The 16,372-nt window shown below is 55.7% G+C and carries 3 protein-coding genes, 2 tRNA genes and 6 rRNA genes; 10 read left to right on the forward strand and 1 reads right to left on the reverse strand.

The window, feature by feature from the left end; translation table 11 throughout:
- Nucleotides 1–254: 254 nt before the first annotated feature.
- The 10 genes from ACFJI2_RS00005 to ACFJI2_RS00050 all read left to right on the forward strand — a co-directional run bounded on the left by ACFJI2_RS00005 (nt 255) and on the right by ACFJI2_RS00050 (nt 15,040).
- Nucleotides 255–1,784 (forward strand): 16S ribosomal RNA (locus tag ACFJI2_RS00005).
- A gap of 62 nt (nt 1,785–1,846) precedes the next feature.
- A tRNA-Ala gene (locus ACFJI2_RS00010) sits at nt 1,847–1,922 on the forward strand.
- Nucleotides 1,923–2,119: 197 nt separating this feature from the next.
- A 23S ribosomal RNA gene (locus ACFJI2_RS00015) occupies nt 2,120–4,992 on the forward strand.
- 134 nt (nt 4,993–5,126) lie between these two features.
- Nucleotides 5,127–5,239 (forward strand): 5S ribosomal RNA (gene rrf / locus ACFJI2_RS00020).
- The 16S, 23S and 5S rRNA genes sit together here with 1 tRNA gene alongside, the layout of an rRNA operon.
- Before the next feature lie 113 nt (nt 5,240–5,352).
- Complete coding sequence (locus ACFJI2_RS00025) at nt 5,353–7,725, forward strand: penicillin acylase family protein (protein ID WP_377703227.1); 2,373 nt, start codon at nt 5,353–5,355, stop codon at nt 7,723–7,725.
- Nucleotides 7,726–7,965: 240 nt separating this feature from the next.
- Nucleotides 7,966–9,496: ribosomal RNA gene (locus ACFJI2_RS00030) — 16S ribosomal RNA — on the forward strand.
- Nucleotides 9,497–9,559: 63 nt separating this feature from the next.
- Nucleotides 9,560–9,636: transfer RNA gene (locus ACFJI2_RS00035), tRNA-Ile, on the forward strand.
- 166 nt (nt 9,637–9,802) lie between these two features.
- Nucleotides 9,803–12,675 (forward strand): 23S ribosomal RNA (locus tag ACFJI2_RS00040).
- A 105-nt stretch (nt 12,676–12,780) separates the two neighbouring features.
- Nucleotides 12,781–12,893 (forward strand): 5S ribosomal RNA (gene rrf, locus ACFJI2_RS00045).
- Between the two features lie 116 nt (nt 12,894–13,009).
- The gene (locus ACFJI2_RS00050; RefSeq protein ID WP_377703228.1) at nt 13,010–15,040 is read left to right on the forward strand and encodes an esterase-like activity of phytase family protein; all 2,031 of its coding nucleotides are present in this window, start codon (nt 13,010–13,012) and stop codon (nt 15,038–15,040) included.
- A gap of 4 nt (nt 15,041–15,044) precedes the next feature.
- Here the strand turns inward: ACFJI2_RS00050 and ACFJI2_RS00055 are convergent, their stop codons facing one another.
- Nucleotides 15,045–16,319 carry a DUF445 domain-containing protein gene (locus tag ACFJI2_RS00055; protein ID WP_377703229.1) on the reverse strand — a complete coding sequence of 425 codons (1,275 nt, stop codon included), beginning with the start codon at nt 16,317–16,319 and terminating at the stop codon, nt 15,045–15,047.
- Nucleotides 16,320–16,372: the final 53 nt, after the last annotated feature.

Consider the following 16,372-nt stretch of genomic DNA (forward strand, 5'->3'; position numbering starts at 1 on the left):
AGGGGTTGACGAAACGACGCCAAGCCTCATAATCTTCCTTCTCTGCTGCTGAACAAAACGCTTCAGCAAGTAGCGCAGAATTCTTTAAAAATTAACAGTCGATAAGTGTGGGCGTTTGATGATGATGCCGGAGGCGCAAGCCTCTTAGCTCAAATTATTAAACGCTTACACAATATATTAAACGTGACCTCGCAAGAGGAATCGTCAGTATTTTGAGTGAGCGACCAAGTCAGCAATGACTTTAAACAGAGATTGAACTGAAGAGTTTGATCCTGGCTCAGATTGAACGCTGGCGGCATGCTTTACACATGCAAGTCGAACGGTAACAGGGAGCTTGCTCCGCTGACGAGTGGCGAACGGGTGAGTAATATATCGGAACGTACCCAAGAGTGGGGATAACGTAGCGAAAGTTACGCTAATACCGCATACGATCTATGGATGAAAGCAGGGGACCGCAAGGCCTTGTGCTCCTGGAGCGGCCGATATCTGATTAGCTAGTTGGTAGGGTAAAGGCCTACCAAGGCATCGATCAGTAGCTGGTCTGAGAGGACGACCAGCCACACTGGAACTGAGACACGGTCCAGACTCCTACGGGAGGCAGCAGTGGGGAATTTTGGACAATGGGCGCAAGCCTGATCCAGCAATGCCGCGTGAGTGAAGAAGGCCTTCGGGTTGTAAAGCTCTTTTGTCAGGGAAGAAACGGGCGTGGCTAATATCCATGTCTAATGACGGTACCTGAAGAATAAGCACCGGCTAACTACGTGCCAGCAGCCGCGGTAATACGTAGGGTGCAAGCGTTAATCGGAATTACTGGGCGTAAAGCGTGCGCAGGCGGTTTTGTAAGTCTGTCGTGAAATCCCCGGGCTCAACCTGGGAATGGCGATGGAGACTGCAAGGCTAGAATCTGGCAGAGGGGGGTAGAATTCCACGTGTAGCAGTGAAATGCGTAGAGATGTGGAGGAACACCGATGGCGAAGGCAGCCCCCTGGGTCAAGATTGACGCTCATGCACGAAAGCGTGGGGAGCAAACAGGATTAGATACCCTGGTAGTCCACGCCCTAAACGATGTCTACTAGTTGTCGGGTCTTAATTGACTTGGTAACGCAGCTAACGCGTGAAGTAGACCGCCTGGGGAGTACGGTCGCAAGATTAAAACTCAAAGGAATTGACGGGGACCCGCACAAGCGGTGGATGATGTGGATTAATTCGATGCAACGCGAAAAACCTTACCTACCCTTGACATGGAAGGAATCCTTGAGAGATTGAGGAGTGCCCGAAAGGGAACCTTTACACAGGTGCTGCATGGCTGTCGTCAGCTCGTGTCGTGAGATGTTGGGTTAAGTCCCGCAACGAGCGCAACCCTTGTCATTAGTTGCTACGAAAGGGCACTCTAATGAGACTGCCGGTGACAAACCGGAGGAAGGTGGGGATGACGTCAAGTCCTCATGGCCCTTATGGGTAGGGCTTCACACGTCATACAATGGTACATACAGAGGGCCGCCAACCCGCGAGGGGGAGCTAATCCCAGAAAGTGTATCGTAGTCCGGATTGTAGTCTGCAACTCGACTGCATGAAGTTGGAATCGCTAGTAATCGCGGATCAGCATGTCGCGGTGAATACGTTCCCGGGTCTTGTACACACCGCCCGTCACACCATGGGAGCGGGTTTTACCAGAAGTAGGTAGCTTAACCGCAAGGAGGGCGCTTACCACGGTAGGATTCGTGACTGGGGTGAAGTCGTAACAAGGTAGCCGTATCGGAAGGTGCGGCTGGATCACCTCCTTTCTAGAGTAGGCGCCACGCCAAACGCTCACACTTATCGGCTGTTGAAGATTAGAGAACACCTAGGGGGATTAGCTCAGCTGGGAGAGCACCTGCTTTGCAAGCAGGGGGTCGTCGGTTCGATCCCGTCATCCTCCACCACTGCTTTTATGTAAGCTTGAGAGCTTACATAAAAGTAGTCTCGTTCTTTAAAAATTTGGAAGAAGTAAAGATTTATTATTTTCGTTTGATCGCAAGATTAAACGAGGGTAGTGATTGTATGTATCAACAAACGCAACAACGTAGTACTTCTTGCTTTGTAACGGTTCTTTGTTAGTCGCAAGGAATCAATGTTATAGGGACAAGTGAATAAGTGCACATGGTGGATGCCTTGGCGATTACAGGCGATGAAGGACGTAGAAGTCTGCGATAAGCCTCGGGGAGCTGACAAACAAGCTTTGATCCGAGGATTTCCGAATGGGGAAACCCGGCCTTATAGGTCATTGCATGCTGAATACATAGGCATGCAAAGCGAACGCGGCGAACTGAAACATCTAAGTAGCTGCAGGAAAATAAATCAACCGAGATTCCCAAAGTAGTGGCGAGCGAAATGGGATGAGCCTGCATGATTTAGCATGACGCATAGTGGAACGCCCTGGAAATGGCGGCCATAGCGGGTGATAGCCCCGTACACGAAATGCGACGTGTGGAACTAAGTATGCGACAAGTAGGGCGGGACACGAGAAATCCTGTCTGAATATGGGGGGACCATCCTCCAAGGCTAAATACTCGTAATCGACCGATAGTGAACCAGTACCGTGAGGGAAAGGCGAAAAGAACCCCGGGAGGGGAGTGAAATAGATCCTGAAACCGTGTGCATACAAACAGTAGGAGCGGACTTGTTCCGTGACTGCGTACCTTTTGTATAATGGGTCAGCGACTTACATTCAGTGGCAAGGTTAACCAGATTGGGGAGCCGTAGAGAAATCGAGTCCGAACAGGGCGCCAGTCGCTGGGTGTAGACCCGAAACCAAGTGATCTACCCATGGCCAGGTTGAAGGTGCGGTAACACGCACTGGAGGACCGAACCCACTAATGTTGAAAAATTAGGGGATGAGCTGTGGGTAGGGGTGAAAGGCTAAACAAACTTGGAAATAGCTGGTTCTCTCCGAAAACTATTTAGGTAGTGCCTCAAGTATCACCATCGGGGGTAGAGCACTGTTATGGCTAGGGGGTCATCGCGACTTACCAAACCATTGCAAACTCCGAATACCGATGAGTGCGAGCTTGGGAGACAGACGTCGGGTGCTAACGTCCGGCGTCAAGAGGGAAACAACCCAGACCGCCAGCTAAGGTCCCAAAGATTGGCTAAGTGGAAAACGAAGTGGGAAGGCTAAAACAGTCAGGATGTTGGCTTAGAAGCAGCCATCATTTAAAGAAAGCGTAATAGCTCACTGATCGAGTCGTCCTGCGCGGAAGATGTAACGGGGCTAAGCCAGTCACCGAAGCTGCGGATATGCGTAAGCATATGGTAGGAGAGCGTTCTGTAAGCCTGCGAAGGTGTCTTGTAAAGGATGCTGGAGGTATCAGAAGTGCGAATGCTGACATGAGTAGCGATAATGGGGGTGAAAAGCCCCCACGCCGTAAGCCCAAGGTTTCCTGTTCAACGTTCATCGGAGCAGGGTGAGTCGGCCCCTAAGGCGAGGCAGAGATGCGTAGCTGATGGGAAGCAGGTTAATATTCCTGCACCGTCGTATGATGCGATGGGGGGACGGATCGCGGAAGGTTGTCTGACTGTTGGAATAGTCAGTTTCTGCTTCATAGAAGGCACTTAGGCAAATCCGGGTGCGCAATTCAAGGGAGCGGGACGAGCGGACTTGTCCGCGTAGCAATCGGAAGTGGTTCCAAGAAAAGCCTCTAAGCTTCAGTCATACGAGACCGTACCGCAAACCGACACAGGTGGGCGAGATGAGTATTCTAAGGCGCTTGAGAGAACTCGGGAGAAGGAACTCGGCAAATTGGTACCGTAACTTCGGGAAAAGGTACGCCCCGGTAGCTTGGCTGATTTACTTCAGTAGGGCGAAAGGGTTGCAATAAACTGGTGGCTGCGACTGTTTAATAAAAACACAGCACTCTGCAAACACGAAAGTGGACGTATAGGGTGTGACGCCTGCCCGGTGCTGGAAGATTAAATGATGGGGTGCAAGCTCTTGATTGAAGTCCCAGTAAACGGCGGCCGTAACTATAACGGTCCTAAGGTAGCGAAATTCCTTGTCGGGTAAGTTCCGACCTGCACGAATGGCGTAACGATGGCCACACTGTCTCCTCCCGAGACTCAGCGAAGTTGAAGTGTTTGTGATGATGCAATCTACCCGCGGCTAGACGGAAAGACCCCATGAACCTTTACTGTAGCTTTGCATTGGACTTTGAACCAATCTGTGTAGGATAGGTGGGAGGCTTTGAAGCGGGGACGCCAGTTCCCGTGGAGCCAACCTTGAAATACCACCCTGGTTTGTTTGAGGTTCTAACCTTGGTCCGTGATCCGGATCGGGGACAGTGCATGGTAGGCAGTTTGACTGGGGCGGTCTCCTCCTAAAGTGTAACGGAGGAGTTCGAAGGTACGCTAGGTACGGTCGGACATCGTGCTAATAGTGCAATGGCATAAGCGTGCTTAACTGCGAGACCGACAAGTCGAGCAGGTACGAAAGTAGGACATAGTGATCCGGTGGTTCTGTATGGAAGGGCCATCGCTCAACGGATAAAAGGTACTCTGGGGATAACAGGCTGATTCCTCCCAAGAGTTCATATCGACGGGGGAGTTTGGCACCTCGATGTCGGCTCATCACATCCTGGGGCTGTAGCCGGTCCCAAGGGTATGGCTGTTCGCCATTTAAAGTGGTACGTGAGCTGGGTTTAAAACGTCGTGAGACAGTTTGGTCCCTATCTGCCGTGGGCGTTGGAAATTTGAAGGGGGCTGCTCCTAGTACGAGAGGACCGGAGTGGACGAACCTCTGGTGTACCGGTTGTCACGCCAGTGGCATTGCCGGGTAGCTAAGTTCGGAAGAGATAACCGCTGAAAGCATCTAAGCGGGAAACTTGCCTTGAGATGAGATTTCCCGGAGCTTTAAGCTCCTTGAAGGGTCGTTCGAGACCAGGACGTTGATAGGCTGGGTGTGGAAGTGCAGTAATGCATTAAGCTAACCAGTACTAATTGCCCGTAAGGCTTGTCCCTATAACATTGATAAGTTATAGGCGAGAAGTGCGCATGTTGTGCGTAGTTGATACGCAATCACACCTTAATAAATCTGAATTCTTCCAAATTTTGCTGTTGCGGCGCCCAAGCGCCGCAAAGCTGACAAGTCAAAGCCTGATGACCATAGCAAATCGGTCCCACCCCTTCCCATCCCGAACAGGACCGTGAAACGATTTTGCGCCGATGATAGTGCTGCAACCAGTGTGAAAGTAGGTTATCGTCAGGCTAGTTATATAAAGAAGCCCGCCAAGTGATCTTGGCGGGCTTTTTTGCGTTTGCGCAAATCGCAATAGAGCATAGCCAGCGATGATGTTTCGACCACCCGTCGAAAGGTCGCATATGAAACTGCTCAGCCCGCTTCTAGTCTGTGCCGCTCTGCTTACCGCCTGCGGCGACAAGCAAACCCCGGTCACGGCGCCCCAGCCCGCGCCTCGATTCAGCGCCGACCTGGCGCGCACCAGCCATGGCGTGGCCCACGTCCGCGCCGAGAACTTCCTCGGACTCGGCTACGGCCTGGCCTATGCCTATACTGAAGACAATGTTTGCATGCTGGCCGACAGCATGCTGACCGTGCGCGGCGAACGCTCGCGGTACTTTGGCGGCGCGGCCATGCCCACCAAAGGCGCCGACGGGGAATATAGCGTGGCCATAGACTACCTCGACGAGCACGGCTTCGACCTGAAAAACGAGGATAGCGACTTCTTCTTCAAGGGCTATCTCGACCTCGACCAGCTGCGCGCCGGCTACACTGCCGGCAGCCAGGAAGTCCGCGACTTGCTGGAAGGCTACGCTGCCGGCTATAACCGCTATCTGCGCGACCACGCCGGCGCGCTGCCCGCCGCGTGCAACGGCAAGGAATGGGTGCGGCCAATTTCCGTGGACGACCTGTATCTGCTGGTTGCGGAAAAAGCGCTGCATGCGTCCGGCCAGGTCTTCGCCAGGGAAATACTGGCTGCCGCGCGCGAACCCGGCGCCGCATTGGCGCGCCGCACCCATAAGGGCGGCCCCAATGCTGCCAGGCTGGCAGGGCTGTTCAAGCCGCGGCTGGCCAGTAATGGCCTGGCCATCGGCAAGGATGCCAGCCAGAACGGGCGCGGAATGCTGCTCGGCAATCCTCACTATCCATGGACCAGCACCGACCGCTTCTACCAAGCGCATCTGACAGTGCCCGGTTCCTACGATGCGATGGGGGCGATCCTGGGCGGTTTGCCGATTATCGTGATCGGCTTTAACAAGGACGTGGCCTGGACGCATACCGTCACCAAGGCCGCGCACTTCACCACCTTCCGCTTGGCGCTTGACGCGGCCGATCCTGCTGGAACGACTTACCTGGTCGACGGCGCACCCGTGAAAATGACTGCGAAAACGGTGGCCGTCGAGCTGCTGCAGCCGGACGGCAGCATCGCCACCAAGCGCAAGGTGTTCTACTTCAGCAAGCATGGCGCCGTCTTGGTCAAGCCGGAGGCTGGCGTCAATTGGACCGCCACGCAGGCTTATGTTCTGGCGGATGCCAACCGAAATAATACGCGGTTGCTGGAGCAGTGGCTGGCCATGGGACGGGCCGCCAGCGTCGCCGGCATGAAGACAGCACTGGACCGCATCGCCGGACTGCCCTGGGTAAACACGATAGCCGCCGACCGCGAGGGCGCCACCATGTACGCCGACGCCAGCGCCGTGCCGGCGGTCAGCACCGAGCGCTTCCTGTCGGACTGTCTGGTGTTTCCCGAGCTGTTGACCTTCGACGGCGCGCGCACCAGCTGCGCTTGGGCCAGGGAAGACAGCGCCCCGGAAGGCATCTTTAGTCCGGCCAACGCGCCCTCGCTGCTGCGGAGCGACTACGTGGCCAATTCCAATGACGGATATTGGCTAAGCAACTCCAAGTCTCTCCTGCTAGGCCCGTCGCCGTTCGGCTACTCGCCGCTGTACGGCGCGGTCGGTATCGAGCAGGGGCTGCGCACGCGTATCGGCTTCAGCCAGGTGGACGTGGCGCTGGCGTTGAAGCCGAGGCTGGCGCCGGAAGACTTGCGCGGCATGCTATATGCGAACCGCGTCTATGCAGCGGAACTGGTGCTGCCGGATCTGCTGGCGGCATGCACCGGGCCGGACACGCTGCTGGCCTCCGCCTGCGGGGTGCTGTCGGCGTGGGACAGGCGGGCGGACCTGGATAGCCGTGGCGCCATTCTGTTCCGTGAATTCTGGAACACCGCCGCGCGCATACCGGGCCGGTGGCGCGTGGCGTTGGATCCAGCCGACCCGGTGAATACGCCCTATGGCGTTGCGCCATCCGCGATGCAGGCAATGCTGAACGCATTAAAGTCGGCCGCGCAGAAGATGCAATCGCTGGGTGTTCCGCTCGATAGCCGGCTAGGTGATTACCAGGCCGATATCCGCAATGGGGTCCGGGTGCCGGTCCATGGCGGGATAGGCGATATCGATGGCTCCTACAACTCGGTACACATGGGTTCCGCATTAAGCGCGGATGGCTACCGCAATATCGTGTGGGGTACGAGCTACATACAGCTGGTCAGCTTCGACGCGGCGGGGCCGGTGGCGCAAGGCCTGCTGGTGTATGGTCAATCGACCGATCCGAAGTCGGCCTACTATGGCGATCAGGTACCGCTGTACGCCGCCAAGCGCTTGGTTCCGATGCCATTTAGTCAGGAGCAGATGCGTGCCGACAGCAATTATCGGAACAGGGGGTTGACGGAATGATGCACAAGCCCCATACTCTCGTTTCTCTGCTGCTGACAAACAAAACGCTTTGTCGAAAACAGCAGGTTCTTTAAAAATTAACAGTCGATAAGTGTGGGCGTTTGATGATGATGCCGGAGGCGCAAGCCTCTTAGCTCAAATTATTAAACGCTTACACAATATATTAAACGTGACCTCGCAAGAGGAATCGTCAGTATTTTGAGTGAGCGACCTCGATAGAGATATCGAAAAACAGAGATTGAACTGAAGAGTTTGATCCTGGCTCAGATTGAACGCTGGCGGCATGCTTTACACATGCAAGTCGAACGGTAACAGGGAGCTTGCTCCGCTGACGAGTGGCGAACGGGTGAGTAATATATCGGAACGTACCCAAGAGTGGGGGATAACGTAGCGAAAGTTACGCTAATACCGCATACGATCTATGGATGAAAGCAGGGGACCGCAAGGCCTTGTGCTCCTGGAGCGGCCGATATCTGATTAGCTAGTTGGTAGGGTAAAGGCCTACCAAGGCATCGATCAGTAGCTGGTCTGAGAGGACGACCAGCCACACTGGAACTGAGACACGGTCCAGACTCCTACGGGAGGCAGCAGTGGGGAATTTTGGACAATGGGCGCAAGCCTGATCCAGCAATGCCGCGTGAGTGAAGAAGGCCTTCGGGTTGTAAAGCTCTTTTGTCAGGGAAGAAACGGGCGTGGCTAATATCCATGTCTAATGACGGTACCTGAAGAATAAGCACCGGCTAACTACGTGCCAGCAGCCGCGGTAATACGTAGGGTGCAAGCGTTAATCGGAATTACTGGGCGTAAAGCGTGCGCAGGCGGTTTTGTAAGTCTGTCGTGAAATCCCCGGGCTCAACCTGGGAATGGCGATGGAGACTGCAAGGCTAGAATCTGGCAGAGGGGGGTAGAATTCCACGTGTAGCAGTGAAATGCGTAGAGATGTGGAGGAACACCGATGGCGAAGGCAGCCCCCTGGGTCAAGATTGACGCTCATGCACGAAAGCGTGGGGAGCAAACAGGATTAGATACCCTGGTAGTCCACGCCCTAAACGATGTCTACTAGTTGTCGGGTCTTAATTGACTCGGTAACGCAGCTAACGCGTGAAGTAGACCGCCTGGGGAGTACGGTCGCAAGATTAAAACTCAAAGGAATTGACGGGGACCCGCACAAGCGGTGGATGATGTGGATTAATTCGATGCAACGCGAAAAACCTTACCTACCCTTGACATGGAAGGAATCCCCGAGAGATTGGGGAGTGCCCGAAAGGGAACCTTTACACAGGTGCTGCATGGCTGTCGTCAGCTCGTGTCGTGAGATGTTGGGTTAAGTCCCGCAACGAGCGCAACCCTTGTCATTAGTTGCTACGAAAGGGCACTCTAATGAGACTGCCGGTGACAAACCGGAGGAAGGTGGGGATGACGTCAAGTCCTCATGGCCCTTATGGGTAGGGCTTCACACGTCATACAATGGTACATACAGAGGGCCGCCAACCCGCGAGGGGGAGCTAATCCCAGAAAGTGTATCGTAGTCCGGATTGTAGTCTGCAACTCGACTGCATGAAGTTGGAATCGCTAGTAATCGCGGATCAGCATGTCGCGGTGAATACGTTCCCGGGTCTTGTACACACCGCCCGTCACACCATGGGAGCGGGTTTTACCAGAAGTAGGTAGCTTAACCGCAAGGAGGGCGCTTACCACGGTAGGATTCGTGACTGGGGTGAAGTCGTAACAAGGTAGCCGTATCGGAAGGTGCGGCTGGATCACCTCCTTTCTAGAGTATGGCGCCACGCCAAACGCTCACACTTATCGGCTGTTTTTAAAGAGAACGTTTTCTGGGGCTGTAGCTCAGCTGGTTAGAGCACCGTGTTGATAACGCGGGGGTCGTTGGTTCGAGTCCAACCAGCCCTACCAGTTACCTGCTTTTATCTAAGGCCTGAGCTTTAGATAAAAGTAGTATCGTTCTTTAACAATTTGGAAGAAGTAAAGATTTATTGAATATCGCAAGATATTCAGGGTAGTAGATAAATCATCAAACACAGTAGTAAATGCTTGATACCGATAGCCGTCAAGGTTATAGGGACAAGTGAATAAGTGCACATGGTGGATGCCTTGGCGATTACAGGCGATGAAGGACGTAGAAGTCTGCGATAAGCCTCGGGGAGCTGACAAACGAGCTTTGATCCGAGGATTTCCGAATGGGGAAACCCGGCCTTATAGGTCATTGCATGCTGAATACATAGGCATGCAAAGCGAACGCGGCGAACTGAAACATCTAAGTAGCTGCAGGAAAATAAATCAACCGAGATTCCCAAAGTAGTGGCGAGCGAAATGGGATGAGCCTGCATGATTTAGCATGACGCATAGTGGAACGCCCTGGAAATGGCGGCCATAGCGGGTGATAGCCCCGTACACGAAATGCGATGTGTGGAACTAAGTATGCGACAAGTAGGGCGGGACACGAGAAATCCTGTCTGAATATGGGGGGACCATCCTCCAAGGCTAAATACTCGTAATCGACCGATAGTGAACCAGTACCGTGAGGGAAAGGCGAAAAGAACCCCGGGAGGGGAGTGAAATAGATCCTGAAACCGTGTGCATACAAACAGTAGGAGCGGACTTGTTCCGTGACTGCGTACCTTTTGTATAATGGGTCAGCGACTTACATTCAGTGGCAAGGTTAACCAGATTGGGGAGCCGTAGAGAAATCGAGTCCGAACAGGGCGCCAGTCGCTGGGTGTAGACCCGAAACCAAGTGATCTACCCATGGCCAGGTTGAAGGTGCGGTAACACGCACTGGAGGACCGAACCCACTAATGTTGAAAAATTAGGGGATGAGCTGTGGGTAGGGGTGAAAGGCTAAACAAACTTGGAAATAGCTGGTTCTCTCCGAAAACTATTTAGGTAGTGCCTCAAGTATCACCATCGGGGGTAGAGCACTGTTATGGCTAGGGGGTCATCGCGACTTACCAAACCATTGCAAACTCCGAATACCGATGAGTGCGAGCTTGGGAGACAGACGTCGGGTGCTAACGTCCGGCGTCAAGAGGGAAACAACCCAGACCGCCAGCTAAGGTCCCAAAGATTGGCTAAGTGGAAAACGAAGTGGGAAGGCTAAAACAGTCAGGATGTTGGCTTAGAAGCAGCCATCATTTAAAGAAAGCGTAATAGCTCACTGATCGAGTCGTCCTGCGCGGAAGATGTAACGGGGCTAAGCCAGTCACCGAAGCTGCGGATATGCGTAAGCATATGGTAGGAGAGCGTTCTGTAAGCCTGCGAAGGTGTCTTGTAAAGGATGCTGGAGGTATCAGAAGTGCGAATGCTGACATGAGTAGCGATAATGGGGGTGAAAAGCCCCCACGCCGTAAGCCCAAGGTTTCCTGTTCAACGTTCATCGGAGCAGGGTGAGTCGGCCCCTAAGGCGAGGCAGAGATGCGTAGCTGATGGGAAGCAGGTTAATATTCCTGCACCGTCGTATGATGCGATGGGGGGACGGATCGCGGAAGGTTGTCTGACTGTTGGAATAGTCAGTTTCTGCTTCATAGAAGGCACTTAGGCAAATCCGGGTGCGTAATTCAAGGGAGCGGGACGAGCGGACTTGTCCGCGTAGCAATCGGAAGTGGTTCCAAGAAAAGCCTCTAAGCTTCAGTCATACGAGACCGTACCGCAAACCGACACAGGTGGGCGAGATGAGTATTCTAAGGCGCTTGAGAGAACTCGGGAGAAGGAACTCGGCAAATTGGTACCGTAACTTCGGGAAAAGGTACGCCCCGGTAGCTTGGCTGATTTACTTCAGTAGGGCGAAAGGGTTGCAATAAACTGGTGGCTGCGACTGTTTAATAAAAACACAGCACTCTGCAAACACGAAAGTGGACGTATAGGGTGTGACGCCTGCCCGGTGCTGGAAGATTAAATGATGGGGTGCAAGCTCTTGATTGAAGTCCCAGTAAACGGCGGCCGTAACTATAACGGTCCTAAGGTAGCGAAATTCCTTGTCGGGTAAGTTCCGACCTGCACGAATGGCGTAACGATGGCCACACTGTCTCCTCCCGAGACTCAGCGAAGTTGAAGTGTTTGTGATGATGCAATCTACCCGCGGCTAGACGGAAAGACCCCATGAACCTTTACTGTAGCTTTGCATTGGACTTTGAACCAATCTGTGTAGGATAGGTGGGAGGCTTTGAAGCGGGGACGCCAGTTCCCGTGGAGCCAACCTTGAAATACCACCCTGGTTTGTTTGAGGTTCTAACCTTGGTCCGTGATCCGGATCGGGGACAGTGCATGGTAGGCAGTTTGACTGGGGCGGTCTCCTCCTAAAGTGTAACGGAGGAGTTCGAAGGTACGCTAGGTACGGTCGGACATCGTGCTAATAGTGCAATGGCATAAGCGTGCTTAACTGCGAGACCGACAAGTCGAGCAGGTACGAAAGTAGGACATAGTGATCCGGTGGTTCTGTATGGAAGGGCCATCGCTCAACGGATAAAAGGTACTCTGGGGATAACAGGCTGATTCCTCCCAAGAGTTCATATCGACGGGGGAGTTTGGCACCTCGATGTCGGCTCATCACATCCTGGGGCTGTAGCCGGTCCCAAGGGTATGGCTGTTCGCCATTTAAAGTGGTACGTGAGCTGGGTTTAAAACGTCGTGAGACAGTTTGGTCCCTATCTGCCGTGGGCGTTGGAAATTTGAAGGGGGCTGCTCCTAGTACGAGAGGACCGGAGTGGACGAACCTCTGGTGTACCGGTTGTCACGCCAGTGGCATTGCCGGGTAGCTAAGTTCGGAAGAGATAACCGCTGAAAGCATCTAAGCGGGAAACTTGCCTTGAGATGAGATTTCCCGGAGCTTTAAGCTCCTTGAAGGGTCGTTCGAGACCAGGACGTTGATAGGCTGGGTGTGGAAGTGCAGTAATGCATTAAGCTAACCAGTACTAATTGCCCGTAAGGCTTGTCCCTATAACCTTGACGGTTATATCGCATTTGCCTGTGTTTGAATTACTACCCAATTTACTTCTTCCAGATTGCAGCTGCGTGCCATAGCACGCAGCGTACAAGTCAAAGCCTGATGACCATAGCAAATCGGTCCCACCCCTTCCCATCCCGAACAGGACCGTGAAACGATTTTGCGCCGATGATAGTGCTGCAACCAGTGTGAAAGTAGGTTATCGTCAGGCTAGTTATAAAGAAAAAGCCCACCAGTGATCTGGTGGGCTTTTTTGTTTTGCAGCGTCATAAGGTTGTCATAACTGCTCAGTAGACTGCGCCTTTTCAATCAGAAGAGGTCCGCAGCATGAAGCTCCCCCAACTCTCCCTGTTGTCCCTGGCTGTTGCCGTCGCGCTGAGCGCCTGCGGCAGCAGCGACGATACACCGGCTGTTGTAGCGCCGGCCAAGCCGCAGATCAGCGGCGTGTTCCTGGACGGCGCAGTTGAAGGCCTGGACTATGTGGCCGGCACCGCCGCCAAGGCCAGCACCGGTCCGAAAGGCGAATTCACTTGCACCACGGGCGACACCGTGAGCTTCAGCATCGGCGGCATCGCGCTGGGTAGCGCCGCCTGCGCTGCCACCATCACGCCGCTGCAGCTGGCCGGCGCCACCGACGTGGGCGACCTGAAAGTGGTGAACCGCCTGCTGGCCTTGCAGCTGCTCGATGAGGATAGCGATCCGCAGAACGGCATCAAGATCACTGCCGACGTAAAGACCGCGCTGGCCGCCAAGAGTGCCGACTTTACCCTGGCCGCCGCTGCCTTCAATACCGCAATGAGCGCCAACCTGTCCGCCGCCGGCGTAAAATACGCCGCACGCAGCGTGGACGACGAGCGCCGCGCCCTCGTACGCGAGCACTTTGAGGACACGATGGCATCCAAGCTCGGCACGCCGGTCAGCCAAGCCTACACGCAGGGCGACGTGAGTGTGGCCGTCACCCGCTACCAGGTACAGGCAGACCCTAAATACTACATTCCATACGAAGGCAGTAACGCCAAGGTGAAGGAGGACTTCCCGCTCGGCTTCCTGCCATCATTCGGCTCCTCGCTGGCCTTCAAGGGCACCAACGCCAACGGCGAGCTGGAATTCTACGGCCTGACCGACCGCGGTCCGAACGGCGACGGTCCCGACGTGCCGGCGCTGACCGGCAGCGGTACCATGGGCGCCAAGATTTTCCCGTCGCCCAGCTTCACGCCATCGATCGGCATCGTCACCGTTGGCAAAAACGGCGCCGTGCTGACATCCGTACAGCCCATCAAGGCGTCCGCCACGGCCAACGCCACCGGCTTGCCGCTGCCTGCCGGGACGCTGGGCAACTCTGCCGAGATCCCCGTCATGGATGCGATGAAGTTCGATGCCAACGGCAAGGCCGTGTTCAACGCCAATGGCCTGGACAGCGAAGCGGTAGTGCTGGATAAGAAGCGCAGTGCCTTGTGGGTGGCCGACGAATACGGTCCCTTCATCGTGAAAATCGACCCGGCCACCGGCATCATCCAGAACAAATACGCCGCGGGCAGCGGCCTGCCGGCCATCTTCGGCAAGCGCCGCGCCAACCGCGGCATCGAAGGCATGGCGCTCGACACCACGACCGACAAGCTGCACACCTTCCTGCAAAGCCCTCTCTCCGACGGCAGCGCGCCGTACACGGTCACCGGCAAGAACGAGCAGGTGGAGCGCTTTGCGCGCTTTACGCGCTGGGTGGAATTCGATCCGGCCACCGGCACCACGTCGAAGATGTACGCCTATCCGCTGAACGGCGCCGACTACCAGGACGGCCGCACCGGCAACGCCAAGCTGGGCGATGTGGTCGCACTGGGCAACGGCAAGTTCATCGTCATCGAGCAGGGCGCGGCGCCAAGCGGCAAAGTGTTCAACAAGCTGATGCTGGTGGAGATCGCCAACGCGACCGACATCAACGCGGCCGCCTTCAACGCCGCCAGCTCCGACCTGGAGAAGAGTTCGATGGGCGGCGTGGCGGTGAACGGCGCGGACTGGTCGAAGGTCGTCGCGCTGAAGAAGACCGTGCTGCTGGATTTGAACGCGATCGGCTGGCTGGCTGAAAAAGCGGAAGGCTTGACCATCGTCGACGGCAACACGCTGGCACTGGCGAACGACAACGACTTCGGCCTGAAGACCAGGATCTTCACGCCGGACGGCGTGGCGGTGGCCGACGCCGATGTCACGAAGTGCAATGTGGATGCGAACGGCGCCATCATCACCAGCACCAGCGCAGGCTGCAACGCCGCCAACACTATCCGCGTGGCGCGCGGCGACGACCGCGAGCGCCCCAGCCGCCTGTGGCTGATCAAGTTCGGCAAGGCGCTCACGGCCTACTAAACCGTCATTGCAGGCGCGCCAGGCCGATCAGGTGCGAGGACAGGAATAGCAGCAGGCCAATGCATCCGCCAACGATGGTCCCGTTGATGCGGATGTACTGCAAGTCCTTGCCGATGTTCAGTTCGATCTGGCGCGACATGTCCTCGGTGTCCCACTTCTTCACCGTGTCGCTGATGTGGCGGGTGAGGAAGTCGGCGAAGTCCGGCGCCATGGCGCGTGCCGCATCTTCCATGTGCCGGCTGAGCGACTCGCGCAAGCCTGCGTTGCGGCCCAGTTCCTCGCCCAGCCATTTGCTCATCGCCGCCACGCGCTGGTGCAGCTCCGATTCTTCCGCCATCAGATCCTGCCGCATCCAGTTGCGCAAGCCGTTCCAGATCTCCGCCAGATAGGCGTTCACCGCTTCGCCATCGCGGATGTAGCGTTTGATTTCCTCCGCGCGCTCGTGGAAGGAGGGATCGTCGCGCAGGCGCACGATGAACTCGGCGATCATGCGGTCCAGCCGCCGGCGCAGCTTGTGCGAACGGTCTTCCGCCACTTCCAGCAGCAGCGTGTTGAGCGCTTCCGTCACCCAGTCCGCGCCTTTCTCGCCTAGCCACGCCGTCGGCAGCACCTTCTCCATCGCCGCGTGCTCGCGCTTGAGCCACTGGATGATGCTGTTGGCGATCAGCTCCTGGTTTTCCGGCGCGCGCAGATGCAGCAGTGCCGCGTCGATCACATCGTCCAGCACCTCCTGGTGGCGGCCGTCCCTGGTCAGCGCGTCGAGCACAGTGGCCAGGGAGCGCGACAGATCGAGCTTGCCCAGCATGGCGTGAAAGGCATCTTTCAGGAAGCGCTGGATGCGTGCGTCTTCCGCCATATCCAGCACCCCTGCTGCAAGCCGCACCACGTAAGCGCCGAGAATGCGGTCGTTGGCCGGCTCGGCCAGCCAGGTGCCCAGCTTGGCGATGGGATCGTGCTTGCGGATCAGCTCCACCAGCGACGCCGGATCGAGAAACTTCTCCTGCACGAAGCGCGCCAGGTTGTCCGCGATGCGGTCCTTGTTGTTGGGGATGATGTTGGTGTGCGCGGCGATGAGCGGGATCGGCACCCGGCGGAACAGCGCCACTACGGCAAACCAGTCGGCCAGCGCACCCACCATCGCCGCTTCCGACACCGCCTTTACGCAATCGACCGCGAAGCTGCGCGGCAGGAAAGCGGTGACGATAAAGACCAAGGCCGCGCAGGCCAGGAACAGCAGGGCGGTGCGCTTGGACTTTTGCAGTTCAAGTTCCTTGTTCATTCCATCCTCCCGGGTTGGCTCTACTGTAGCAGCAAGCCGGGCTTGGCCGCGCC

It is taken from the genome of Pseudoduganella sp. UC29_71 (genome assembly GCF_042693265.1).
In the GTDB taxonomy this organism is placed as follows: domain Bacteria; phylum Pseudomonadota; class Gammaproteobacteria; order Burkholderiales; family Burkholderiaceae_D; genus Rugamonas.